This is a genomic window from Streptomyces olindensis (genome assembly GCF_040645895.1).
Taxonomy (GTDB): domain Bacteria; phylum Actinomycetota; class Actinomycetes; order Streptomycetales; family Streptomycetaceae; genus Streptomyces; species Streptomyces olindensis.
The window spans coordinates 23,959-48,235 of record NZ_JBEYZD010000056.1 but is presented as its reverse complement, the minus strand read 5'-3'; the positions used below and the strand labels follow the sequence as shown (position 1 = coordinate 48,235).

The following is a 24,277-nucleotide window of genomic DNA, read 5'->3' as shown; positions in this document are numbered from 1 at the left end:
CCTCCGGATCGGGCCGGCTCCGAGGCACTGAGCCTGACCCGCGCCGGTGACTACAGGCAGCACATGACGTCGCACCTTCCGAAAGAGTTTCGTAACCGAGCGATTTCACCTCCTTGTCCCGGCCGTGAATGCCGTGTCAGTGTCCCGCTCCAGCAGGCAGGCCGTCCGCGGTGAAGGCATCCGAAAGCATTTCGTGCGAGCGCCTATCTGCCTGGCGCATGAAATACGGCATGCCGAGAGAAGAGAGGCAGAGCATGCACGGATTCCCGGTCCTCGGAAATTCAGGCAGTTCCCGTACCGTCGGACGTCCGGGAACGCGACGCGCGGCGGCCGCCGCGGTCACCCTGGCGGTGGCCCTGGGCCTCGCCGCGTGCGGGACGTCCGGGCCGGCCGGTTCGGCCGGGGGCGCGTCGTCGAAGGGCCTGACGATGTGGGCGCTGACGGACCAGACGATCCTCAAGCAGTCCGTGGACGCCTACAACAAGGACCACCCGGACCAGAAGATCACCCTGAGGCTGTTCGCCAACGACGACTACAAGCAGAAACTGCGCGTGGCCTTCGGCGCGAACCAGGCCCCCGATCTGTTCTTCAACTGGGGCGGCGGCGCCCTGAACGACTACGTCAAGGCGGGCAAGGTCGACGCCCTCACGGACGCTCAGGTGGACACCAAGCGGTTCACGCCCAGCGTGCTGAAGAGCGCCACCTTCGGCGGCAAGGTCTACGGCGTGCCCGCCAACGGTCTGGCCCCGGTCGTCCTCTTCTACAACAAGAAGGTCCTGAAGGACGCGGGTGTCGAGCCGCCGAAGACGTACGAGGACCTGCTCGCGGCCGTGAAGAAGCTGAAGGCCGACGGCGTCACCCCGATCTCCCTCGCGGCGAACTCGAAGTGGCCGACGCTGATGTACCTGGAGTACCTGCTGGACCGCGTGGGCGGCTCGCAGGTCTTCGAGAAGATCGCCTCGGGTGACGGCACGGCATGGAAGGAGCCGGCGGTCACCCAGGCCAACGCCCGCCTGCAGGAGCTCGCGAAGGCGGGTGCCTTCGGCGACAACGCCTCGTCCGTGAACTACGACCAGGGCGCCTCCACGGCCCTGCTCTACACCGGCAAGGCCGGCATGGAGCTGATGGGCACCTGGGAGTACGCCAACCTGGTCAAGGCCGCGCCGGACTTCGCGAAGAAGGACCTCGGCTATGTCACCTTCCCGTCGCTGCCCGGCGGCAAGGGCGACCCGAAGAACATCGTCGGTAATCCCTCGAACTTCCTGTCGCTGAACGCGGCCGGCAAGAACAAGCAGGCCGCACTCACGTACCTGAAGAACTACGTCATGAACAGCTCCCAGATCGACGCCTACCTCGCGGCGGGCAGCGTGCCCCCGGTGAACGGCCTGGAGCCGAAGCTGGCGGCGGTCAAGTCGTCCGACAAGGGGTGGCTGACCTTCGTCTACGGCCTGGTGCAGAACGCGCCGGGCTTCCAGCTCTCCTGGGACCAGGCCCTGCCCTCCGACCAGGCCGATCCGCTGCTCACCAACGTGGACAAGTCGTTCCTGCGGCAGATCAGGCCCGAGGCGTTCGGTACGAACATGAGTGAGGCGGCGAAGTAATGGCCGTCGTGGTCCGTACGCCGCGTCCGGTCGCGCCCGCCAAGGCGCGGCCGGGCACGGCCCGTCCCGGTCGCCGCCGCTTCGGCGGCCTGCTGATGGCCGCGCCGGCCTTGCTCCTGTTCGGCCTGTTCGGCCTGGTCCCGCTGGTCGGAGTGCTGGCGCTGAGCCTCGCCCGCTGGGACGGGCTCGGCTCCCTCGGCTGGGCAGGCTTCGCGAACTGGGCGGGGGTGCTGAGCGACGGCGCCACCTGGCAGGCGCTGTGGCTGACCCTCAAGGTGATGCTGGTCAGCTGGCTGCTCCAGACGCCGCTCGCCCTGGCGCTCGGTGTCTTCCAGGCGCCCCGGGGACGGCTGCGCGCGTTCTTCGCCGTGCTGTGGTTTCTGCCGCTGCTGCTGTCGGCGGTGGCGATCGGCCTGACCTGGCAAGCGCTGCTCGACCCGTCCTTCGGCATCGGCGTCACTCCCGGGCTGCACTGGCTGGCGCGGCCGCTGCTCGGCTCGCCCGACCTGGCGCTCTACACGGTGATCTTCGTGATCGCTTGGCAGTTCGTACCGTTCCACGCCCTGCTCTACCAGGCCGGGCTCCGGCAGATCCCGGTCTCGCTGTACGAGGCCGCCGCGATCGACGGCGCCGGACCCGTGACCCGTTTCCTGCGGATCACCCTGCCGCAGCTGAAGTACACGTTCGTCACGTCGAGCACGCTGATGCTGGTGGGCTCGCTGACCTACTTCGACCTGATCTTCGTCCTGTCGGGCGGCACGGGCGGCCCCGGTACGGCGACGCGGGTGCTGCCGCTGGCCATGTACATCACGGGGTTCCAGGCCCACGACATGGGCCGGGCCAGCGCGATCGCCACGCTGCTGGTGGTGTTCGGCCTCGGGCTGTCGCTGCTGACCACCCGCCTGTCCGGCTTCACCCGGATGGACAGCCAGCAGGAGGGCATGTGAGTACCGCCGTCGCGACCCTGCGCCGCACCGTCACCGGCGGGGCCGCGCTGCTGTGGACCGCGCTGGTCGTCGTCCCCGTGTACTGGCTGGTGGTGACCAGCCTGCGCGGCCGTACCGACTTCACTGCCGAGAGCCCGCTCGCCCCGCCCGGCCACCCGACCCTGGCCAACTACACGACCGTCCTCGCCAGTGACTTCACGACCTACCTTCTCAACAGCGTCGTCGTCACCGTGGCGACCGTCGCGGTCACGGTCGTCGCCGCGCTGATGGCCGCGTTCTCGATCGTCCGGTACGCCAATCCCTGGTCCCGGCTGTCGTTCCGGCTGTACCTGCTGGGCCTGGCGATCCCGCTGCAAGCGGTGATCATCCCGGTGTACCTGCTGATCATCCGCATGCACATGTACGACAGTCTGGCCGCGATCGTGTTGCCCTCGGCGGCGTTCGCGCTGCCGGTCACGGTGATGATCCTGGTCAGCTTCCTGCGGGACGTGCCCCAGTCGCTGTTCGAGGCGATGGTCGTGGACGGCGCCGGCGACTGGCGGATGCTGGTCTCGCTGGCGGCGCCGATGGCCCGCCCCGCACTCGTGACGGTCGCGGTGTACGACGGCCTGCAGGTGTGGAACGGCTTCCTCTTCCCGCTGATCCTCACCCAGAGTCAGGACAAGGCGGTGCTGCCGCTCGCCCTGACGCTGTTCCGGGGCCAGTTCGGCATCGACGTCCCCGCGACCATGGCCGCGGTCGTCCTGTCCACCCTTCCCATGCTGGTGGTGTTCGTCCTCGCCAGGCGGCAACTGGTCGCCGGACTGACCGCAGGCTTCTCCAAGTAGCACATTCCGCCCCGACCAACGGCATTTCATCCGAGGAGTCAGCCGGTGCCCTGGGCGCGCCGGCCTTCCTCGGCATGCCCTCCGAAGCACTCCCACGCCCGAGCAATCCCACGAGGAGTCGTGCATGACGACCACCACCCCGGACCCCGTCGGCCTCACCTCGGCAGACCCGTGGGCCGACCCCGGCCTCCCGGCGGACGAACGCGTCGAGGCGCTGCTGGACCGCCTCACCCTTCAGGAGAAGGTCGCTCAGCTGACCAGCACCTGGGAGGACGTCGAACCGGCGGGCCCGGACGTGGCGCCCGGCACCAGCCTCTTCGACCGCGTCGGCGACCTCGACGTCACCGCCCGCCACGGCCTCGGCCAGCTCACCCGCCCCTACGGCACCGTGCCCCGGCCCGCCCTGGAGCACGCCCGGCTGCTGGCCGAGCGGCAGCGGCAGATCATGGCGCAGAGCAGGTTCCGCATCCCCGCCATGGCGCACGACGAGTGCCTGACCGGCTTCACCGCCTACGGCGCCACCATCTACCCGACCTCGCTGGGCATGGCGGCCACCTTCGACCCGGCCCTGATCCGCCGGGTCGGCGCGGCGATCGGCGCCGACATGGCCGCGGCCGGGGTCCACCAGGGCCTCGCCCCCGTCGTCGACGTCATCCGTGACTACCGGTGGGGCCGCTGCGAGGAGACCTTCGGCGAGGACCCGTTCCTGGTCGGCGAGATGGGCGAGGCGTACGTCCTCGGCGTGCAGAGCGCCGGGGTGTACGCCACCCTGAAGCACTTCGCGGGCTACTCCGTGTCCATGGGCGGCCGCAACCACGCGCCCGCCCACATCGGCCGCCGAGAGCTGTACGACGTGATCCTGCCGCCGTTCGAGCGGCTGGTGGCCGCCGGGGTGGGGTCCGTCATGAACAGTTACGCCGAGATCGACGGCGAGGCCCCGGCCGCGAGCCGGTGGCTGCTGACCGGGGTGCTGCGCGAGCAGTGGGGTTTCGAGGGCACCGTCGTCTCCGACTACTGGTCGCTGCCGTTCCTGGTGAACGCCCACCGGATCGCGGCCGACCTGCCCGCCGCCGGGGCGCTCGCGCTGACGGCCGGCCTGGACGTCGAACTGCCGGACCAGCGCGGCTTCGGCGCGGCGCTGGTCGACGCCGTGCGCAGAGGAGAGGCCGACGAGGCCGATGTCGACCGGGCGGTGCGCCGGGTGCTGCGGCAGAAGGTGGCGCTCGGGCTGCTGGACCCCGACTGGGACCCCGAGCCGCCCGCCCTGCGCGCCGGTGCCCTCGATCTGGACAAGCCGGAAAACCGCGAACTCGCCCATGCCGTGGCGCGGTCGAGCGCCGTCCTGCTGTCCAACAACGGCGTCCTGCCGCTGCCGTCCCGCGGCCGGATCGCCCTGATCGGCCCGTGCGCCGACGACGTCCGCACCATGTTCGGCTGCTACAGCTTCCCCAACCACGTCCTCTCCGACCGCGACGACCTGGGCAACGGCGTCGAGGCCGTGTCGCTGCAGACCGCGCTCGCCGCCGAACTGCCGGGGGTGGAATGGGAGTTCATGCCGGGCTGTCCGATCCGAGAGGAGGACCGCTCCGGCATCCCGGCCGCCGCCCGGGCGAGCGCCGCCGCCGACCTGACCGTCCTGGTCGTCGGCGACAAGCCCGGCATGTTCGGCATCGGCACCTCCGGCGAGGGCTGCGACGTGGAGGACCTTCGGCTGCCGGGCGTGCAGGAGGAGCTGGTCGAGGCGGTTCTCGCCACCGGCAGGCCCGTCGTCCTCGTCGTCAACAGCGGCCGGCCGTACGCCGTGGGGCGGTTCGCGCAGGCCGCGGCGGCCATGGTGCAGGTCTTCCTGCCGGGCGAGGAGGGCGGCCGGGCGGCCGCCGAACTCCTCTCCGGCGCCGCGAACTTCAGCGGCAAGCTGCCCGTGCAGATCCCCACCTCGCCCGCCGGGCAGCCGTACACGTACCTCCACCCGCCGCTCGGCGACCGGCAGAGCTGGCTGTCCAACCTCGACCCGACGCCCGCCTTCCCCTTCGGGCACGGGCTGTCGTACACGACGTTCGAGATCGGCCACCTGACCGTCGACGGCCAACAGGTGCCGACCGACGGGCGGTTCGGTGTGAGTGTCAGGGTGCGGAACACCGGCGAGGTGCCCGGCGCGGAGACGGTCCAGCTGTACTTCACCGACCCGGTCGCCCAGGTCACCCGCCCGGTGCGGGCGCTGCTGGCGTTCGCCAAGGTGGAGTTGGAGCCCGGCGAGCAGGCGACCGTCCGCTTCGACGTCCACACCGACCGCCTGGCCTTCACCGGCCTTGAGGGCCATCGGATCGTCGAGCCGGGCGAGATCCTGCTGTACGCCGGTTCGTCCAGCGGGGACACTCCGGCCGAGGCGAAGGTGGAACTCGTCGGCGTTGTGCGGGATCTGACGGCCGTACGGCAGCACGGTGTGCCGGTGAGCGTCGAGCGGGACTGACCGCTCTTCAGGTGCTGCGGGCCACGGACGTCGAGGTCCGCAGCACCAGCTCCGTCGCCAGTTCGATGCGCGGGGACGCCGGTGGGCGGCCCTCGGCCGTCTGCAACAGCACCCGGGTCGCCTCGCGCCCCAGTTCCTCGAAGGGCTGGCGTACGGCGCTCAGCGGGGGGCTGGCCATGGCCGCCACCAGCGTGTCGTCGAACGACATCACCGACAGCTCCTCGGGGACGCGCAGTCCCTGCTGGCGGGCCGCCTCCAGCACGCCGAGCGCCTGCGCGTCGCTGGCCGCGAAAACGGCCGTCGGCGGCTGCTCGGTGCGCAGCATCTGCAGGGTGGCGGCGAGCGCCTCGTCGTAGTCGAAGTCGGTGGAGCGCACGATCGCCGGGTCGTAGCCGATCCCGGCCTCCTCCAGCGCGGCCCGGTACCCGTGCAGGCGGGCCGCTCCCGCCAGCGAGTGGGAGCGGCCCGCGACCATGCCGATCCGGGTGTGCCCCAGGCCGAGCAGGTGCTGCACGGCGTCCCGGGCCCCGCTCCAGTTGGTCACGCCGATGCTCGGGATCTCCGGCGACGGCGCGCTGAGCGGGTCCACCAGCACCACCGGCAGCCGCTGCTCGATGATGCGCCGCTGGTCCTCCTCCGCCAGCATCGAGATCACGATGATCAGCCCGGCCGCGCCGAGCGCCACACATTCCTCGAGCCACTGCGAGATGGAACGCCGGCCGGTGGTGCCGGTCACCACGTCCACGCCGAGCTCGCCCGCCGCGTCCACGATGCCGCGTACGACCTCCAGGGTGTACGGGCCCGACAGGTCCCGGAAGACGGTGATGATCTGCCGCGGCTCCCTGTGGTCGCGTTCCCACGGGCGGACGTATCCGTGGCGCGCCAGCAGTTCCTCGACCCGGGCGCGGGTCGCCGCGCCGACGTCGCGGCGCCGGTGCACCACCTTGGAGACGGTGCTGAGCGACACGCCCGCCTCCTGGGCGATATCGGTCAGCAGCCCGTACTGCGCGTCCAGCTGCCCCTTGTCCTGTACGGTCACGTCCCTCGTCCTTGACCTGGAATCCCGCCGCAAGCCAACAGCACCGGGCGCCGGAGGGACAACCCTCCGGCGCCCGGTGGTCCGGACTCAGTTCCGGCTCCACCTCTGGGTGGCATTGCCGAGAGCCGTCCACAGCTGCACCTTCGCCCCGTTGGCCGTCGCCCAGCCGGTGACGTCGATGGCGAGGCCGTTGGAGCGGTTGACGACGGACCCGTCGAGGCGGAACCACCACTTCTGGCTGGACTTGCCGTTGCAGGGCCACAGGATCAGCTGGGTGCCGGGGGTGGTGCCGTCACCGGCCGCGGCGAGGCAGTTGCCGAGGACACGCAGCTCGCCCGTGTCGGTCGCGGTGATCGTCTGGTTCTGGTTGCCGACGCAGTCCCAGATCTGCACCTGCACGCCCGTCTGTCCGTTCGGCACGTCGAGGCAGCGGGCAGAGTTGGCGCCCTTCAACGTGAAGGGGTTCTTCGCCGCCGGCTCCTGCACGAGCTGCCATTCCTGCGCGTCGTCCGCCGCGGGGTTCGCGGACGCGTCGATCGCCGGTTCCACGTCGACCGGGCCGTTCTGCGTCGCGCCCGTCATGAACAGGCTGGTGTTCCGCACCGACCGGACCTTGTAGTACCCATCGGTCGAGGGCACGAGGGTCCACCGCTTGTCGGTGGCGTTGTCGTCGACCCACTGGGCGAGGCGCTGCCCGGCCGTCGCGCTGCCGGTCCAGATGCCGGCCGCGCGACCGCCGGCCTTGTTGAGCAGGGTCACGTCGGAGCCCTTGTCCGTCAGGTGCCAGCGCTGCGTGTCGTCGGCCGCGTCCCGCGGTCTGAGGACGAGATCGGGGACGTCGCCGGTGAGGTTCGCGTCCTGCGTCTTGCCGGCGTCGGGGGCGAGGGCCTGCCCGGTCAGGCGGTTGACCAGGGTGTAGTAGGTGCCGTCGGAGTGGCCGAGGTCGACCTCGCCGTAGCGCACGGGCCCGACGCTGTTGCCGCTCCAGGATGCCTGGAGGACGAGGACGCGTCCGGTCCCCTCGACGTACTGCAGGTTGCGGCTGTACCCGGCGGGCAGCGTCGTCTGGTACTCCTTCCAGGTGCCGTCGCTGCGGCCGGACTCGTTCACCCACACGTTGCCGCTGCCGGCGGCGTTGTACACGATCCGCCCGTCCGGCATCGGCAGCAGCACCGGGCTGCCGCCGGTGGCGAGCGTGTGGCCCCCCGCCGGTACCGGCAGGTCGGTGATCGGGTGGTCGGCGGCCGCGTAGAACTTCAGCGGATCGTCCGCGATCTTGTACCGGACGTCGGTGCCGCCTCCCCAGTACTCGTACGTCATGATCCACTTGCCGTCGGTGGTCGGCGCGACCGTCGTCATGCCGGGGCGTCCGCCGCCGATCTCCGTCTTGCCGTTGCCCCGGTCCACGGTGAGGCCGGGCACGTCGACGACCGGCCGGCTCCAGGACGTGCTGGTGCCGTCCCAGGTCCGGTGCACGAGGACCTGGCCGCCGGAGTCCGGCGCCGTCGCGTTGTCCGGGTCCAGGGTCGGCACACCGGTGGCGGTGTCGTAACCGAGGTAGTCGTTCTCGTCGGAGTAGTAGGCGATCAGCTTGCCGCCCCGGGCCAGCAGGTGCGGCTCCCATATCGGGTCGACCTGTGCCGCGGTGTTGGCCCGGGACACCCGTCCGATGCTTCCCGCGCTGCCGCCCTGCCACCCGCCGGCGGCGATGATGTTCTCGAAGCTCCAGGTCGCGCCGTCATCAGTGCTGGCGTACAGGGCGAGCGCGACGTCCTTGCGGTCGCCGTCACCGGTCGGCGTCCACGTCGGGTCGGCGGCCTTCTGCTCCCGGTAGTAGGAGTCGTCGCCCGAGACGATGCTCGCGAGCAGGAGCGTGCCTGCCTTCAGATCACCAACGTCCTGCGGGAGCGTGTACGGGTACGCGTTGGTCCAGTTGCTCGTGTACTTGGCGTACTGCGGGTCGCTGGACAGTGCGGCCGGAGGTTTCACATCGGCCAGCTTCTGCCAGGTCGTGCCGTCGTCGTCGCTCTTGTAGACGGGGAGCGTCTGCCCCACCGGGTCGGTCTGGCTGTTCTCGAACGTCGCCACGATCCGGCCGCTCGGAAGCTGCGCCGACTTCGGGTAGAGGACGCAGGGATTCTTGTTGCACGCGGCGGGATTGCCCGCCACGTACAAATTCGACGGGGTCGGCTGATAGGCCGCCGCGCTCCCTGCGGAGGCGACGGCGAAAGCCACGCCGACGCCTATGGCTGTCGCTGCCGAGAGAGCCCTCCGGGCCAGTGGTTTTCTCATTGCGTTTCCTTCGAACGTGGCGACGTTCGGCAATTGCCTTCCGGGCAGTATTGGGACGCGGCGCCGCCATGTCACGAGCCCGTTTCCGAAAGACTTTCGTGAACCGGTCGTCGATGCCCGGCGTTCTGGACGGTCCGGCCAGCCGGTGACCCCGACTTCGCTGCCCCGCGCTTCGAGACGGCCCCTTCCACTGACTGGAACTGCTTCACGGGCAGCCGCCTTTCGGCGTCCACACTGACGGTGGCCACGTCCGTTGCCCTGACGGCAGCCGCAGACAGGCGTCCAACTCTCCGGCTGGGCGCCTGGATGGCACTGCTTGGCGTCTGCCCCCCTTTTTTCCTCCAGGAGCCCTCATGTCTCCCTTGTCCCGCAGGCAGCTGTGCGCCGACGCCCTGGTTCTCGCCGCGGCACCGGCAGTGCTCGCCTCGACGTCCGGCGTCGCGTCGGCAGCGCCGTCCCCGCTCGCCGCACCGCCCTTCGCGCGGACCTTCGCCTCACCGCCGGCCGAGGCGCGGCCGAAGATCCGTTACTGGTGGCCGTGCGCGGACATCGACCCCGAAGCGATCGCCCCGGAGATCCGGGCGATGGCCGAGCAGGGCTTCGGTGCCGCCGAGATCCAGTGCATGTTCGCCTTCACCGATCCCCGGACGGCCGGCTGGGGCAGCCCCGCCCTCACCGCCCGGCTCCAACAGGCCGTGGAGGCCGGCCAGCAGCACGGCGTGCGCATCGACATCACCGTGGGTCCCGCATGGCCACTGGTGGTGCCCGGCGTCACACCGGACAGCCGCGAGGCCGCCCAGGAGATCGTGTACGGCCGCACACAAGTCGAAGGTGGTGCCACCTACAGCGGTCCGGTGCCGGCCGGCCCCGCCCCGCACTCCGGGGTGACACGGCAGACGCTGGTGGCCGTCCACGCGGTGCGCCACGTCGGCAGCCCCACCGCGAAGCCCGTACGCCTGGAACGGCAGTCCCTGGTCGATCTCACCGGATCCGTGCGCGAGGGAAACCTCTCCTGGACGGCGCCGTCCGGCGGCAACTGGCTGCTGATCGGCTACTGGCAGCGCGGCACGGGCCAGGCATCCGTGACCGGGCAGGCTGTGTCGGGCGAAGCCGCGTACGTCGTCGACCACTTCAGCCCGGCCGGAACCGACGCGGCCACCGGCTACTGGGACACTCACATCCTGACGCCCGCGCTGCGCCGCCTCCTCAAGACCAACGGCGGTGACCTGTTCGAGGACTCCCTGGAACTGGACTCCGCCCAGCACTGGACCCCAGGCCTGCCCGACCGCTTCCACAGCCTGTGCGGCTATTCCCTGCTCCCGCACCTGCCCGTCCTGTTCATCGACAGGATCCACCGGCAGTACACGCCGGTGACCGTCGACGACACGCCCGACTTCGAGTTCACCGACCTCAGCGGCGCCCGCGTCCGCGACGACTACTACCGCACCCTGACCGATCTGTACGTCACCGAGCACGTACAGCCGCTCAAGACCTGGGCCCACTCTCTGGGCCTGCGCCTGCGCGCGCAGCCTTACGGCACCACTTTCGACTCCTCGACCGTCGCCGCCGCCCTCGACGTACCCGAGACCGAGACTCTGGGCGACACGGCTGACTACACCGACCCTCCGTCCCGCTGGATGTTCATCGGCGCTGCCCACCTCGCCGCACGGAACGTCGTCTCCCTGGAGGGCTGTGCCACCTTCGGAAGCGCCTACGCCCAGACATGGCCACAGATGCTGAAGCACTTCAACGCAGCGTTCGCACACGGCGTCAACCAGGTCGTCTTCCACGGCTTCGCCACCGATCGCACGGCCGCGAACCTGCCCTGGCCCGGGTTCTCACCGTTCACGCTGCAGGGCGGCAACGGCTTCTCCGAGGCGTGGGGCCCGCGCCAGCCCACTTGGCGGGACACAGGCAATATCACCGCCTGGACGGCACGCATGCAGCACGTCCTCCGGCAAGGCAGCCCGGTGGTCGACCTCGTCGTCTACCGGCAGCGCTACGACGCTTCCCTGCAGGTCCCGGACGCTCTGGCCGGCTTCACCTTCGACTTCGCCGGTCCCGACCAGTTGGCCGGGACCCGGGTGAAGGGCCGCAGGCTCGCCTCCGACGGCCCCGCCTACCGCGCGCTGATCCTCGACAGCCAGACGCCCCTGCCCGTGCGGACCGCCCGACTGCTTCTGACGCACGCACGCGAAGGGCTGCCCGTCGTCGTCATCGGCGCGCCCCCGGTCCGCACTCCCGGTGCCTTCCGGCCCGCCGAACAGGACGCCGAACTCGCCCGCCTCGTCAAGCTGTTGCTGGCCCAGCCGTCCGTGCGGCGCGTCACCACGTCCGCAGAACTGCCAGGTGCGCTCAAGAAGCTTGGCGTACGGGCCTCGGCCGAGACCGCCGGCACGGGCCTGCTCACCGTACGACGGGCCCAGTCCGGCAGGGACTTCTACTACGTCCACAACCCCACGTCCGCCCCGGTCTCCTCGGAGATCTCGCTGGAGGGCGGAGGGCAGCCGTACATGCTCGACGCCTGGACCGGGCGGACCACCCCGCTCGGTCAGTACCGGAGCGAACGCTCCCGCGTCACCGTGCCGCTCGCCCTCCCCGCAGGTGCCACCGCCGTCATCGCCCTCGACCGGACCGCCCGACCGGGCCGCCACGTCACCGACGCCGATGGCGGGGAGATCGTCACGGTCGGTGGTGTGCGGCACCTGCGGGCGACGACGAGCGGCGCGTCCACCGTCACGTGGAACAGTGGGAAGAAGACCGAGGTCGTCGTCCCCAAGGTCGCGGCGCGACAGACACTCGACTCGTGGCAGCTGTCGGTCGAGGACTGGCACCGAGGCACGGACGGGCAACGCGAGATCACCCACCACGAACTCGCCCTCGACCGGCTGAAGCCCTGGACCGACATACCGAAACTCCGGGACGTGGCCGGCATCGGGACGTACACGACGACCGTACGGCTGGACCACCTCGACGGTGCCTACCTCGACCTCGGTGAGGTGACCGACACCTTCGAAGTGACGGTCAACGGACGCGCGCTGCCGCCCGCCGACCAGGTGACCCGCCGCATCGACCTCGGCTCCTTCGTCAAGCCGGGCCGCAACACGCTCACGGTCCGGGTGGCGACGCCGCTGCGCAACCGCCTCCGCGTCACCGACGGATATCCGGGCCAGGCCGAACAGCCCCGCCAGCAGTACGGCTTGATCGGCCCCGTCCGCCTCACGCCGTACCGCCAGGTACCTGTCCGAAACTGACCGTCAGGGGGCGCTCTCCCGCTCACTGGAACATGGGCGCCGACAGGGTGGCCGAACCGCTGTACTACCCGTATGCCGACGTCCAGTCCCAAGCGACAGTTCACGTTCACCAAAATCATCGTGAACGATCTTGAGGTCGAGTCCTCGTTCTACTCTTCCGTGATCGGCCTCGTCGAGACACACCGGGTGACCGGCGGCGAGGGCGACGGAACATACGCGGAGTCCGTCATGCGTTCACCCGACAGCGACGGGCCTTCGCTGTTGCTGATCAAGCACCTGCACCGCGAGGCCCCCACCCCTGGTGAGGCCGTGTTGGGCTTCTCCGTCGCCGACGTGGACGAGCTGGTGCGAGCGGCTCAGGCCGCGGGAGGCACGGTGCGCGGCGAACCCAGGTCGATCCCCCGGTACCGCATGCGGACCGCCCAGGTCACGGACCCTGAGGGGCACCTCCTGGAGTTCGTACAGCACCTCTGAGGACCGCGGACGACTGACGCGGACCACGTGCGAAGTGGACGCGTCGGGTGCGGAGCCTTCGATCACGACTGTGCAAGGGAAAGGAACACGATGTTCGATCTTTCGGGCCGCACTGCGCTGGTCACGGGAGCCGGCCAGAACGCCGGAGCCGGGATCGCCCGGGCGCTCGCCGCCCAGGGAGCCGCGGTAGCAGTCAACGACCTGGTGGCCGAGCGTGCCGAAGCGACCGCCGGGGAGATCACGGCCACGGGCGGAACGGCAGTTCCGGCCCCCTTCGACGTCACCGACCTGGACGGAGTGCGTGAGGGCGTCGCACAGGCCCGTACCCGACTGGGGCGCCACCTGGACATCCTGGTGCACAACGCGGGCATCGCGGCCGACTTCGGCCAGGGACAGTTCAGCTCGCTGGACCCGAGCCGGTGGCGAGCGCCCGTGGAGATCAATCTCTTCGGTGCGATGAACTGCGTTTCAGCGGTCCTCGACGACATGTGCCAGGCGGGCTGGGGGCGGATCGTGCAGATCTCGTCCGGGTCGGCGCGCACCGGATCCGCCCATGGACTGTCCCTGTACGGGGCCGCGAAGAGCGGCGTGGAAGGCTTCATCCGGCACATATCCCAGGAGGCCGCCCCGCTCGGGGTCACGGCCAATACCTTGGCACTCGGGCTGCAGACCAACGCTGCCGGCGACAGCACGGCGGACATCGCCGCGCACATCCCCACTCGCCGCCTCGGAACGCCCGAGGACGTCGGGGCCGCTGTGGTCTACCTGGCTTCCCCGGAGGCGTCCTGGATGACCGGGCAGACCCTCAACCTCAACGGGGGCAGCGTCACGTACTGAGATCGGCCACGGCGGGGGCCACCGTGCCGCAGCTGGTCGCACCCCTCTACGGTGGAGCGGATCACAAGGAGTGCCCATGCCGCCTCGAAAGTCGTCCGCCGCCGAGGTCAGCGCCCCCGCGCATCAGGCGGTGGCCCGCTCTGTCAACGACATCAAACAGATGATCACATCGGGCGATCTGCTGCCCGGCCAGCAGATCCGCCAGGAGCACATCGCAGCCGTCCTGGGTGTGAGTCGCCTGCCCGTGCGCGAGGCATTGCGCCAGCTCGTGGCGGACGGGCTGGTCGTCCATCGGCACAATGTCGGCTTCGCCGTCGCCCGGCTCAGCCGTTCGGAGTTCGATCAGATCTACCTGATGCGGCGGCTTCTGGAGACCGAGGTGATCCGCAGCCTTCCCCGGCCCTCGGCCCGGCAACTCGCGGACATCGCAACGCTGGCGGAAGAGGTCGAACGGGCTGCGGCCGACGTCGACCTGCCTCGGATGCGCGCCCTCAACAGCCAGTTCCACCTCGCCGTCTTCGACTTGAGCGATCTGAAACTCGTCGTGGGCGAGATCCGGCGTATCTGGACCTGGGCGCTGCCCTACCACTCCGTCTACCTCTACGACGAGGCCGGGCGGACGCGCATCCTGGCCGAGCACCGCGAGATGGTCGCCGCGCTGCGCGCCGGCGACGTGGAGCGGCTGGTCGAGTTGATGGACGCGCATCGTGCGGGCTCAGCGGACCGGCTGAACCTGATGCTGGAGGCAGGGGCGGTGACGCACCCGCACGCCGACTGATCCGACGAGCCGGTGTCGCGTCCACTCAACGGAACATCGGCAACTCTCCTGGATCCCGTCTCGTAGCGTCAGTCGGACCCGAAGGAGGAGTCCGGTTGACTGCGACAATCCATCTCTCCCCGCACCGGCTCGACCCAGCGGCGAGCGAGCTGCGCGACGAGGTCCGCAGTTTCCTGAGCGCCGAGCTCGCGGCAGGTGCCTTCACCCCGCGGTGCGACGCCTGGATGTCCGCTCCGGATCCGGCGTTCAGCCGCCTTCTGGGCGCGCGCGGCTGGATCGGTATGACGCTCCCGACCGCCTACGGAGGCCACGGCCGGTCGGCTCTCGACCGGTTCGTGGTCACCGAGGAGCTCCTGGCCTCGGGTGCTCCGGTCGCCGCCCACTGGATCGCCGACCGGCAGATGGCGCCGTCTCTCCTGCGCCACGGCACCGAGGCCCAGCGGCGGCGCTACCTTCCCTCGATCGCCCGGGGCGAGTGCTATTTCGCGATCGGCATGAGCGAGCCCGACGCGGGCTCCGACCTGGCGTCGGTGCGTACGCGGGCACGCGAGGTCGCCGACGGCTGGGAGATCACGGGGACGAAGATCTGGACGACGGGGGCGCACTACGCCCATGCGATGGTCGTCCTCGCCCGCACCGACGGCACGTCCACGGACCGGCATGCGGGTCTGTCGCAGTTCCTTGTCGACCTCCCGGCACCGGGCGTCGAGATCCGGCCCATCCTCACCATCGACGGTGAGCACCATTTCAACGAGGTCGTCTTCGACTCCGTCGTCGTTCCGCACGGCAGCCTGCTGGGCGAGCGCGGAGCCGGCTGGCGTCAGGTCACCGCCGAACTGGCGTATGAACGATCCGGCCCGGAGCGGCTGATGAGCACCGTGCCGCTGTTGCGGGCTTGGGCGGAGCAGCTGGGCGAGCGGCCCGGTGAGACAGTCGCGCAACGGGCGCTCGGCGGACTCACGGCCCGGGCCTGGACCCTGCGCCAGATGTCGCTGTCGGTGGCGGCCGCGCTGGCCCGGGGACGCTCGACGGAGGTCGCCGCCGCGCTGGTCAAGGATCTCGGGTCACGGTTCGAGGGGGATGTGGTGGAAACCGTACGGCAGGTGACGGGGATCGAGCCGCGCAGGGGCGCGGACGGGCTTGAGGGGCTGCTGGCAGAAGCGGTTCTCCACACTCCGGCGTTCACCCTGCGCGGCGGCACCAACGAGATCCTGCGCTCGGTCGTGGCACGTGGACTGGGGGTTCGATGAACGAGGAGCTGCACGGGGAGATCCGCTCCGCCGTCTCCGCGATTCTGCGCGGCCGGAGTACGCGGCACGCTCCCTCCGAACACTTCGACCACCAAGTGTGGGAGGACCTGAGTCATGGTGGGTTCCACCTGCTGGGCGTCCCCGAGGAAGCCGGTGGCAGCGGGGGCGGGCTGAGCGACCTCGCCGTGGTCGTCGACCTGATGGCCTTTCACGCGGTTAAGGTGCCCGTGGCCGAGACGGCGTTTCTGGCGGGCTGGATGCTGGCACGCGCCGGACTCTCCCTGCCCCCGGGTGTCGTGGTCGCCTCGCTCGACGATGCCCGGGGAGAGTGGCGGAACGGTGCCCTGCGCCTGTCGGGGGCCGTTCGAGTGCCGTGGGGGCGCCACGCGGACCACGTCGCCACGACCGTTCGGTGCGGCGACGAGATCCTGGTCGCACTTGTGCCCGTTGCACAGCGTGAGTCCCCGGCCATGCACCTCGCGACGGCTGAGAACCTCGCCGGCGAACCGCGTGACACGCTGCACTTCGACGACATCGAGCCGGCTGGCCATCTCGCCGCTGTGGCGCCTGTCGATGTCTGCGCGGAAGCGATCCTGCGGCGAGGCGCGCTGGCGAGGTCCCTCCAGCTCGCCGCGGCGGCCCGGGCCGTCTACCTGTCGGCCCGGCAGTACGTCACCGAGCGGGAGCAGTTCGGCCGTCCTCTCGCCGGCTTCCAGGCCGTGCAACAGCAGCTGGCCGCACTCGCCGCCGAGGTCACCGCGCTGCAGGTCAGTGCGGACGCGGCGCTCCTCGCGGTCGCGGCGGAGGATCACGACGCGGGTGTGGCTGTGGCGGCGGCCAAGGCCACGGCGTCGGCGGGCGCTCGCACCGTCGCCTCCATCGGGCACCAACTGCACGGCGCGATCGGGTACTCACGCGAACATCACCTCGGCGCCGCGACAGCCCGGTTGTGGGCGTGGCGTGAGGAGTTCGGCAGCGAGAGCCACTGGCACGACCACCTCGCCGCCGCGGTGCGTCAGGAGGGCTCGTGGTGGCATGTGGTGACGGGAGACGCGCGATGAGTACGGGCGGAGCACTTCGCGGTGTCCGTGTTCTCGATCTGAGCAGAGTCCTCGCCGGCCCGTTCTGCGCCCAGATGCTCGCCGACCACGGCGCGGACGTGCTCAAAGTGGAGTTCCCCGCCGGTGACGAGACGCGGCGCTGGGGGCCGCCGTTCGTCGACGAGGCGGAGACGATGAGCGCCTATTACCAGGGCCTCAACCGCAGCAAGGCCAACATCGCGCTCGACCTGCGTGTCGAGCGCGCCAGGCAGGTGTTGTACGAGCTCATCTCCCGAGCGGACGTGGTCGTGGAGAACTTCAAAGCCGGCACCCTGGAACGCTGGGGCCTGGGGTACGAGTCACGCCTCGCCCGGGAGTTCCCCCGGCTCGTACACTGCCGGATCACCGGCTACGGCGTCGACGGCCCGCTCGGCGGTCTGCCGGGTTACGACGCCGTGTTGCAGGCCTACGGCGGGCTGATGAGCGTGAACGGCGAACCGGACGGTACCCCCTTGCGTGTCGGCGTACCGATCGTGGACATCACCGCCGCGCACCAGGCGTTCGCCGGTGTGCTGCTCGCACTGCTGGAGCGGACGACCAGCGGTCGGGGACAGCTCGTCGACGTGACGCTGTTCGACGCCGTTCTGTCCCTCATGCATCCGCACACCGCGACCTACTTGAACTCCGGTGAGATCCCCCGACGCACCGGGGCGGCCCACCCGACCGTCGCTCCGTATCAGGTGTTCCGCACGGCGCGAGGCGGATGTCTGTTCGTCGCCGCCGCCAGCGACGCGCATTTCGCCGCCCTCACGGAAGTCCTCGGTGTCCCCCAACTGGCGGGGACCCCCGCTTCCTGCGCAACCGGGACCGGATGGTCAACCTGCCGTGGCTCCTGGCCGAGTTGGAGCCGGCATTCCTGACCCGGGACGCGGACGACCTCGCGTCAGCTCTGACGGCGAGGGGAGTTCCGGCCGGCCCGGTGCATGATGTGGCGGGCGCCCTGTCCGCGCCGCACACCCGGCACCGATCGATGGTCGTCCGGGACGGCGAGTACCGCGGAATCGGCGTGCCCATCAAGCTGAGCCGGACGCCTTCGGCGCCACCCAGCGCTCCGGTGCCCACGGGCGCGGACACCCACCGCGTCCTGATCGATCTCGGCTACGACGAGGAGCAGATCGCGGTATTGCGCCGGTCCGGCGCCCTCGGGCCTGCGAAAGCCGCCGCGGACTGACGTCCCGGGAGTCTCCCGCCTCGGCCGCGTGCGGGCTCCGCCCGCTCACCCGGAGGAGGAGTGAGCGGGACATGTCGTACGGACGCCGTCGAGCACCATCCGGAACGCCTCGCGCAGCAGATCGGCGATGTCCTCACCCGTCTCCGACGTGATCCAGTGCATGAAGACATGCCGAGTCGCCTGCACGATGAGGAAGCCCGGCAGGACCGATGCCAGCGGACTGTCCCCCTCCCCGATGCGCTCCCGCAGGAAGCCGGCCATCGCCTGGCACAGCTCGTCGTCGACCTCCATCCACCGCAGGCGGTACTGCGGGCTGGCCGCCACCAGGGCGAGGAACGTGCGGCCGAACGGACTGAGATTAGGGCCCGAGTCCAGCTCCGCGGTCCATGCGGTCACCAGCGTCTCCACCAGGTCGCCGTCCCTGGGCGCGTTGCGCAGCGCTTCTACGACCTGCTGCGAGCTGTGCCGGAACAGCGGCCTGACGACGTCTTCCTTGACGGGGAAGTGACGGTAGAACGTACGCGTCGACATTCCCACGGCGTCGGCGATGCGCTCGACGGTGGCCGATGTGTCACCGTCGGCGACGAAGATCTCGGCTGCCTTCCTCGCGATCGTCATGTGCAGTTCCTCGGCCCGCCGCTCGGTGAGCGTCGGGCGGCTCCGCTTCACCATGCCCGCACCTTTCCGGCCTCCCCGACCCTCACACCAGTCCCCGCGCTCGATCGTATGCGGGTATTGGATCCAATCCATTTACACGCTGGAAACCCAGCAGTACACTCACACCTGTCAGTTTGCGACACGTTGTCGCAATGTGCAACCGGATGAAGATGCCGGGAGACGACCATGACCACGGCACCGAGCCACACCTCCCCTGTCACGATGATCGACAGGGTGGCTTGTCTTCTCCAAGTGTTCGACGGTCGCCACAGACTCACGCTTGCCGAGATCTCCCGATACGCCGACCTGCCGCGCTCCTCGACACACCGCATCCTGCAGCGACTTGTCGATCTGGGCTGGGTCGAACGCGAGGGCTACAAGTACAGCCTGGGCATCCGCATGTTCGAGCTGGGCTCGCAGGTCGTCCGTCGGGACCGCGTCCACCAGGCCTCCCTTCCCTTCATGCACGCCCTGCACCGGTCGACCGGTCTGACCGTGCACCTGAGCACGCTGGTGTCCGCGGACGTCTTGCACCTCGAACGCATCGGCGACTGGCCGGAGAAGGGGGACTGCTGGCGTCTGGGGGGCCGGCAGTCCGCCGTGCACTCGGCCGCCGGTCGCGTCCTGCTCGCCCAGCTCTCCGAGTCCGACTGGCCCGACCTGGACTTCACTCCCCCGGCCACCGTGTACGGCATCCACACGCTCCGCGACCTGAGGCACGAGCTCATCCGCGTCCGCGAGCGAGGCGGTGTCGCGATCGACTTCCAAGGTTGTGGCGCCGGCGTCAGCGTGGTTGCCGCGCCCGTCGGCCCGCCCGGAAGCGGCGGGCGCGCGGCACTGTCCCTGTGCGGCCCCGCGGACACCATGCCCGCACAGGACGCAGGCGACGCCGTACGCATGACCGCGATGGACATCTGGTATGCCGCGTCGGGGATGCCCCGCCGGCACCGGCGTCCACCCCTGCGCCTTCCCTCCGGCCAGCGCCGCTCCGCCCCGGCCTCCGTGCTGCCGCACGGCTGAACCAGCCGAGCGGGGCGCACTTCTCGCTTCTGTCGCGACGCCGTACGTCGCCGCTTCGACCTTCCAAGGAACCGGTGCCCCGATGACCTTGATATCCCCGGACCAGCCCACCTATGTCCTGTCCCCCGTCACCGACGTCGACCGGGAAAGCCTGGCCGCGGCGATCGAGGTCGCCGAGCCGGGCGCTCTGCTGATGTCACTGATCCATGTGACCGGAGACACCGGTCTCGTCGACGAATTCGGGGAACTGCTCGCGCGGGAGCGCCGCCGGGCCGTGGAGGAGGGACGCACCCCGACGATGATGGGCGAGTATCCGCCGATGGTCGCGGCGGAGGTCCGTGCCCGGGCGAGGCGGCTCCTCGACGGCCCTCTCACACCCCGGATCGCGGTTCCCGGCGACCTGCTGTTCCGGCGCATGGCCGAGGTGTGCCTGACCGACTCCGTCGGTGTGGAATACGTTCCCCATCTGCGCGAGCAGGGAGGCTTCGAGGAAGCGCGCCGGACCGTCGCGCAAACCCGCACTCCCCCGGCGGACTTCAGTGTCGCGATCATCGGTTCCGGCATGATCGGCCTGAACGCCGCGATCAAGCTCGGCCAGGCGGGATTCCGCTACCAGGTCTTCGAGGAACACGACGACCTCGGCGGCACGTGGTCGCGCAACACCTATCCAGGGGCCGCGGTCGACACCCCGAGCCACTTCTACTCGTACTCCTTCGAGCTCAACCCCAGGTGGTCGAAGTACTACCCGACGGGAGCCGAATACCTCGCCTACCTGCGCCACGTGGCCGCCAAATACGACCTGTACCCCCGCATCGCGTTCTCCAGCAAGGTGCTGGGCTGTGTCTGGCACGCGGACGAGCAGGTCTGGGAGGTCACCGTGCGGCGCAAGGACGGCACCGTCCGGACGCATAGGGCCAACGCGGTGGTCACCGCCACCGGCGTGCTCAACGGACCGTCGATCCCCGAGGTCGACGGCATGAACGCGTTCGAGGGCGAGATGATGCACACCGCCGAATGGCGCCATGACGTCGACCTGCGCGGCAAGCGTGTGGTCGTCCTCGGTGCGGGCTGTACGTCCGTGCAGGTCGTCGCGAGCATCGCCGACAAGGTCGCGTCGCTGGACGTCGTGGCCCGCCAGCCGCACTGGGTCATCCCGGAGCAGCAGGTCTCCGCGGGCGTACCCGACGGCGTCCGGTGGGCGCTGGAGAACCTTCCCTACTTCCACCAGTGGTTCAGGACCAAGACATACTGGTGGGCCGGGGACAAGGGCTGGTCCGTCCCACGGATCGACGAGGAGTGGTACGCCACTCACGTGTCAGCCTCTCCGGCCAACGACGCGGTGATGCAGGTCTGTCTGAGCTATCTGGACGAGGCGTTCGCCGACCGCCCGGACCTGAAGGAGAAGCTGACACCGGACTTCCCGCCGTTCGCCAAGCGGATCGTGAAGGACCCCGGCTTCTTCGAGGCCGTCAAGCGCGACAACGTGTCCGTGCACCGGGCCTCGTTCCAGGAGATTCGTCCCGACGGCGTCGTCACGACCGAGGGCGAGTTCATCCCTGCGGACGTCATCGTCTGGGCCACCGGCTTCAAGCTCGAATACCTCGGCTTCCTCGATGTGGTGGGCCGCGACGGCATCAGGCTGAGCGACGAGTGGGCCGACCAGAACCCCCGGGCCTACCTCGGCATCACCGTCCCGGGGTTCCCCAACCTGTTCGTCACGGCCGGGCCCAACGCGGCGCCCAACCACGGCGGCGGCCACAACATCACCAGCGAGGGGCATGTCCACTACGTCGTCGAGAGCCTCCGGTACCTGATCGAGAACGGCCTGACCTCGATGGAGCCGACCCGGGCAGCCACCGATGCCTACAACCAGCGGGTCGACGACGAGCTGGACAGGACCGTCTGGCAGCACGGGGGTTCCGCGAACGGCTACTACCGCAACAAGGCCGGCCGGGCCTGGGTCAGCTGCCCCTGGCGTCTGGTCGACTACTGGGCCATGCTGCGCGCGCCGCGACCGGAGGACTACGTGTTCGTCGCGCGGGGTGAGAACCAACAGGCATAGAACCAACAGGCAGCGACGGCCCCCGTACTCGACGGCCCCGCGGTCATTCACCCCGGAAGACCGGCGTCCGACGCTCCAGGTTCGCGGCGATGCCCTCCGCGCAATCACGGGTGGCCCAGAGCCGGGCCTGCTCGGACAGTTCGTGTTCCAGGGCCTCCCGCACCCTGCCCAGGAGGCCCGAGCGGAGAGTGGCTCGGATCGACCGTACGGCGAGCGGTGCGGCGGCAGCTAGCGAGCGTGCCCACTCCACCGCCGCCGCGCGCTGTCCGCCGGGCGCGCTGAGCCGGTCCACGAGTCCCGTGCGGTGGGCCTCCTCGCCTCTGACCACTCGGCCGGTGAGGAGCATGTCCGCCGCGACCTGCCGACCGACGAGTTCCGGCAGGGTCACGCTCAGTCCGAAGCCCTGGTGAAAGCCCAGCAACGCGAAGTTGGCGACGAAACGGGAGTTCACGTCGGCGACACGGAAGTCGGCGGCGCAGGCGAGGCCCAGACCACCGCCCACGGCTGCCCCCTGGACAGCGGCCACGATCGGTGTCCGGATCTCGAACAGCTCCGCGGCGCGACGATACAGGCGCTCCGACACCGCGACCCGGTCCTCGGTGAAGCCGCCTCCGTCGCCGAAGTTCGCGCCCGCGCAGAAGTGCTTGCCCTCGGACGCGAGCACAAGCGCACGGCAGCCCGGGTCGTCGTCGAGGGCTCGGGCGGCATCGACGATCTGCCCGATCAGCGCCTCGTCGAAGTAGTTGGCGGGCGGACGGCGCATTTCGAGCAGCCCGACACCGTCCTGGACCGTGACGGACAGGTCCGCTCCTTGCAGGGTCGTGGCCTGGGTGTCGGCGTCGGCGGTCACAGCAGGGGCCTCCACGTCTCCGGGGACAGGGTCTGCGTCCAACCTTCCCCAGGTCTTGGCTTCTCCCCCGTCAGGTGTCCGGTGAGTGGACGTTCGCCCCTCCTCGGGGCGCCCACGGGCGCACAGTCGTCCTCAGGGCCTGCAACCGCACGCAAGCGTGCGCGACCGATGCCCATCCCTCAATGAGACAGGAGCAAGGTGCAGCAAGTGAACGGAGAACCGAAGGACACACCGGACGCCATCCGGATATCCAACCTCCTCAACGCGTTCGCCCGCAACGCCGACGAGGGCCCGGTGGAGGGGATGGGCCGGCTCCTCGCCGAAGACGTCGAGTGGCGCATGACCGACGTGACCTGGCGCGGACGTACGGAAGTCCTCTACGGGCTCCAGGGAATGCGCGTCCTCGGGCACGCCGGACCCGACTCCGGCAACCGGCACATCGTCACCAACCTGGAGGTGCACGTGAACGGTGACCGCGCTTCGGCGTTTTCGTACTTCCAGCTCGTCTCCGGTGACCAGCCCGCCGCGATCCTGGTCACCGGCTCCTACCGGGACGAGCTCATGCGGTGTGACGACCGGTGGCTTCTGGCGAGGCGGGAGGTGTCCACCTGACCGCGCGGAGCCTCCCCTCAAGGGCTCGAGTCTCCGCGTCGGCCTACTCGGGGTCCAGCACTTCGGTCGAACCGTGGTAGACCGCAGTTGTCTCAACCATCTCGTCCAGCGTGTGAAGGGCTTCCGTCTCCGGCTGGGTCGGCAATGACAGCAGAACCCCGTCCACATCGAGTCCGGCGTAGCGTTCGAGTGTCTCCGGGTCATGCGGAACGCCGTGCACCACGACAGCGGGGCTCACACCGGCGACCTGGCGCATACGGTCGATCTGCTCCCCCAGCGCTTCGACAGGCAGGTGGGGCATGTGCGACGGCATCCAGGCCGCCCCGTACTCGGCCAGACGCACGAAGGCGCGCGCACTGGCACCGCCGACGTAGATGGGCGGATGCGGTCGCTGCACCGGCTTCGGCCAGGAGTAGACAGGATCGAAGTCCACGAATTCCCCATGGAATTCCGCCTTTTCCTGCGTCCACAACTCGATTATCGCGCGCATGCGCTCGTCCAACAGCCGCCCGCGTGTGCGCGGATTCGTTCCGTGATTTCGTATCTCTTCCAGAATCCAGCCGGCACCGACCCCGAACACGACCCGGCCGCCCGAGATCAGATCCAGAGATGCGACCTGCTTCGCTGTGATGATCGGATCTCGTTCCACCACCAGCGCGATTCCGGTGCCCAGACGAAGAGTCCGCGTTGAGACAGCGGCCGCCGTAAGCCCGACGAAAGGATCGACCGTGCGAAAATACTGACGGGGCAGGTCGAACCCGGTGGGCAGCTCGATCTCCACCGGAATGTGCGTGTGCTCCGCCAGGAACAGTGAATCGAACCCACGTTGTTCGACGGCCGGACCCAGCACCGTCGGATCGATGCTCTCGTCCGTGAGGAACGTCGAAACTCCGAACTTCATTCATCACTCCGCAACTTGAGTGCACCCACTCCTGATATCCGAAAACACAACTCTTACCTCTCGATTCGGGTGCCGAGCGGAGACAGTCTTGCAATCGACAGTGGCTGCGCTTGGGTCCTGTTCCAGTCAGTGGGA

Annotated in this window: 18 protein-coding genes and 1 pseudogene; 14 read left to right on the top strand and 5 right to left on the bottom strand. The window is 69.7% G+C overall.

Annotated features, from left to right (window positions below; translation table 11 throughout):
• Positions 1 to 254 precede the first annotated feature (254 nt).
• The 4 genes from ABZ948_RS29620 (at position 255) to ABZ948_RS29605 (ending at position 5,845) form a co-directional block, all read left to right on the top strand.
• Positions 255 to 1,601: an extracellular solute-binding protein gene (locus tag ABZ948_RS29620; RefSeq protein WP_359764589.1), complete on the top strand. Its 1,347-nt coding sequence runs from the start codon at positions 255 to 257 to the stop codon at positions 1,599 to 1,601.
• 95 nt (positions 1,602 to 1,696) lie between these two features.
• The gene (locus tag ABZ948_RS29615; RefSeq protein ID WP_359764602.1) at positions 1,697 to 2,548 is read left to right on the top strand and encodes a carbohydrate ABC transporter permease; all 852 of its coding nucleotides are present in this window, start codon (positions 1,697 to 1,699) and stop codon (positions 2,546 to 2,548) included.
• On the top strand, positions 2,545 to 3,375 hold the full coding sequence (locus tag ABZ948_RS29610; RefSeq protein WP_359764587.1) for a carbohydrate ABC transporter permease: 831 nt from the start codon (positions 2,545 to 2,547) through the stop codon (positions 3,373 to 3,375). The genes ABZ948_RS29615 and ABZ948_RS29610 overlap by 4 nt, the downstream gene beginning before the upstream one ends.
• A 124-nt stretch (positions 3,376 to 3,499) precedes the next feature.
• Entirely contained in the window at positions 3,500 to 5,845 is a 2,346-nt protein-coding gene (locus tag ABZ948_RS29605) for a glycoside hydrolase family 3 N-terminal domain-containing protein (RefSeq protein ID WP_359764585.1), read from the top strand.
• A gap of 7 nt (positions 5,846 to 5,852) precedes the next feature.
• Here the strand turns inward: ABZ948_RS29605 and ABZ948_RS29600 are convergent, their stop codons facing one another.
• Positions 5,853 to 6,884, bottom strand: coding sequence for a LacI family DNA-binding transcriptional regulator (locus ABZ948_RS29600; RefSeq protein ID WP_359764583.1), 1,032 nt, complete (start codon positions 6,882 to 6,884; stop codon positions 5,853 to 5,855).
• A gap of 87 nt (positions 6,885 to 6,971) precedes the next feature.
• Complete coding sequence (locus ABZ948_RS29595; protein ID WP_359764581.1) at positions 6,972 to 9,176, bottom strand: RICIN domain-containing protein; 2,205 nt, start codon at positions 9,174 to 9,176, stop codon at positions 6,972 to 6,974.
• Positions 9,177 to 9,529: 353 nt separating this feature from the next.
• On the opposite strand from ABZ948_RS29595, the gene ABZ948_RS29590 reads away from it, so the two are divergent.
• From ABZ948_RS29590 to ABZ948_RS29560, 7 genes and pseudogenes are all read left to right on the top strand, one after another.
• Complete coding sequence (locus ABZ948_RS29590; protein WP_359764579.1) at positions 9,530 to 12,430, top strand: glycosyl hydrolase; 2,901 nt, start codon at positions 9,530 to 9,532, stop codon at positions 12,428 to 12,430.
• A 120-nt stretch (positions 12,431 to 12,550) separates the two neighbouring features.
• Positions 12,551 to 12,904 carry a VOC family protein gene (locus ABZ948_RS29585; protein WP_359764577.1) on the top strand — a complete coding sequence of 118 codons (354 nt, stop codon included), beginning with the start codon at positions 12,551 to 12,553 and terminating at the stop codon, positions 12,902 to 12,904.
• A gap of 90 nt (positions 12,905 to 12,994) precedes the next feature.
• Entirely contained in the window at positions 12,995 to 13,741 is a 747-nt protein-coding gene (locus ABZ948_RS29580) for an SDR family NAD(P)-dependent oxidoreductase (RefSeq protein ID WP_359764575.1), read from the top strand.
• Between the two features lie 76 nt (positions 13,742 to 13,817).
• Positions 13,818 to 14,519: a GntR family transcriptional regulator gene (locus ABZ948_RS29575; RefSeq protein WP_359764573.1), complete on the top strand. Its 702-nt coding sequence runs from the start codon at positions 13,818 to 13,820 to the stop codon at positions 14,517 to 14,519.
• A 95-nt stretch (positions 14,520 to 14,614) separates the two neighbouring features.
• On the top strand, positions 14,615 to 15,769 hold the full coding sequence (locus tag ABZ948_RS29570; RefSeq protein ID WP_359764571.1) for an acyl-CoA dehydrogenase family protein: 1,155 nt from the start codon (positions 14,615 to 14,617) through the stop codon (positions 15,767 to 15,769).
• Positions 15,766 to 16,830 carry an acyl-CoA dehydrogenase family protein gene (locus ABZ948_RS29565; protein ID WP_359764568.1) on the top strand — a complete coding sequence of 355 codons (1,065 nt, stop codon included), beginning with the start codon at positions 15,766 to 15,768 and terminating at the stop codon, positions 16,828 to 16,830. The genes ABZ948_RS29570 and ABZ948_RS29565 overlap by 4 nt, the downstream gene beginning before the upstream one ends.
• A pseudogene (locus ABZ948_RS29560) lies at positions 16,827 to 18,040 on the top strand (CaiB/BaiF CoA transferase family protein). Before ABZ948_RS29565 ends, ABZ948_RS29560 begins: the two are co-directional and overlap by 4 nt.
• A gap of 45 nt (positions 18,041 to 18,085) precedes the next feature.
• Here the strand turns inward: ABZ948_RS29560 and ABZ948_RS29555 are convergent.
• A complete protein-coding gene (locus tag ABZ948_RS29555) occupies positions 18,086 to 18,712 on the bottom strand; it encodes a TetR/AcrR family transcriptional regulator (RefSeq protein ID WP_359764566.1) in 627 nt (208 codons plus the stop codon).
• A gap of 171 nt (positions 18,713 to 18,883) precedes the next feature.
• Here ABZ948_RS29555 and ABZ948_RS29550 point away from each other — a divergent pair, with 171 nt between their 5' ends.
• Positions 18,884 to 19,717, top strand: a complete 834-nt coding sequence (locus ABZ948_RS29550) for an IclR family transcriptional regulator (protein ID WP_359764564.1) — start codon at positions 18,884 to 18,886, stop codon at positions 19,715 to 19,717.
• Between the two features lie 82 nt (positions 19,718 to 19,799).
• On the top strand, positions 19,800 to 21,779 hold the full coding sequence (locus ABZ948_RS29545; protein ID WP_359764562.1) for a flavin-containing monooxygenase: 1,980 nt from the start codon (positions 19,800 to 19,802) through the stop codon (positions 21,777 to 21,779).
• Positions 21,780 to 21,822: 43 nt separating this feature from the next.
• Here the strand turns inward: ABZ948_RS29545 and ABZ948_RS29540 are convergent, their stop codons facing one another.
• Positions 21,823 to 22,629, bottom strand: coding sequence for an enoyl-CoA hydratase/isomerase family protein (locus ABZ948_RS29540; protein WP_359764560.1), 807 nt, complete (start codon positions 22,627 to 22,629; stop codon positions 21,823 to 21,825).
• A 207-nt stretch (positions 22,630 to 22,836) separates the two neighbouring features.
• Here ABZ948_RS29540 and ABZ948_RS29535 point away from each other — a divergent pair, with 207 nt between their 5' ends.
• On the top strand, positions 22,837 to 23,241 hold the full coding sequence (locus tag ABZ948_RS29535; RefSeq protein ID WP_359764558.1) for a nuclear transport factor 2 family protein: 405 nt from the start codon (positions 22,837 to 22,839) through the stop codon (positions 23,239 to 23,241).
• Between the two features lie 43 nt (positions 23,242 to 23,284).
• Here ABZ948_RS29535 and ABZ948_RS29530 read toward each other — a convergent pair whose 3' ends face one another.
• Positions 23,285 to 24,142, bottom strand: coding sequence for an LLM class F420-dependent oxidoreductase (locus tag ABZ948_RS29530; RefSeq protein ID WP_359764556.1), 858 nt, complete (start codon positions 24,140 to 24,142; stop codon positions 23,285 to 23,287).
• Between the last annotated feature and the right edge of the window lie 135 nt (positions 24,143 to 24,277).

What these genes read in the sequence shown, in the direction of transcription:
- ABZ948_RS29620 (WP_359764589.1), top strand. Translation starts at nt 255, where the DNA reads ATGCACGGATTCCCGGTCCTCGGAAATTCAGGCAGTTCCCGTACCGTC.
- ABZ948_RS29615 (WP_359764602.1), top strand. Translation starts at nt 1,697, where the DNA reads ATGGCCGCGCCGGCCTTGCTCCTGTTCGGCCTGTTCGGCCTGGTCCCG.
- ABZ948_RS29605 (WP_359764585.1), top strand. Translation starts at nt 3,500, where the DNA reads ATGACGACCACCACCCCGGACCCCGTCGGCCTCACCTCGGCAGACCCG.
- ABZ948_RS29595 (WP_359764581.1), bottom strand. Translation starts at nt 9,176, where the DNA reads ATGAGAAAACCACTGGCCCGGAGGGCTCTCTCGGCAGCGACAGCCATA.
- ABZ948_RS29590 (WP_359764579.1), top strand. Translation starts at nt 9,530, where the DNA reads ATGTCTCCCTTGTCCCGCAGGCAGCTGTGCGCCGACGCCCTGGTTCTC.
- ABZ948_RS29580 (WP_359764575.1), top strand. Translation starts at nt 12,995, where the DNA reads ATGTTCGATCTTTCGGGCCGCACTGCGCTGGTCACGGGAGCCGGCCAG.
- ABZ948_RS29575 (WP_359764573.1), top strand. Translation starts at nt 13,818, where the DNA reads ATGCCGCCTCGAAAGTCGTCCGCCGCCGAGGTCAGCGCCCCCGCGCAT.
- ABZ948_RS29565 (WP_359764568.1), top strand. Translation starts at nt 15,766, where the DNA reads ATGAACGAGGAGCTGCACGGGGAGATCCGCTCCGCCGTCTCCGCGATT.
- ABZ948_RS29555 (WP_359764566.1), bottom strand. Translation starts at nt 18,712, where the DNA reads ATGGTGAAGCGGAGCCGCCCGACGCTCACCGAGCGGCGGGCCGAGGAA.
- ABZ948_RS29550 (WP_359764564.1), top strand. Translation starts at nt 18,884, where the DNA reads ATGACCACGGCACCGAGCCACACCTCCCCTGTCACGATGATCGACAGG.
- ABZ948_RS29545 (WP_359764562.1), top strand. Translation starts at nt 19,800, where the DNA reads ATGACCTTGATATCCCCGGACCAGCCCACCTATGTCCTGTCCCCCGTC.
- ABZ948_RS29530 (WP_359764556.1), bottom strand. Translation starts at nt 24,142, where the DNA reads ATGAAGTTCGGAGTTTCGACGTTCCTCACGGACGAGAGCATCGATCCG.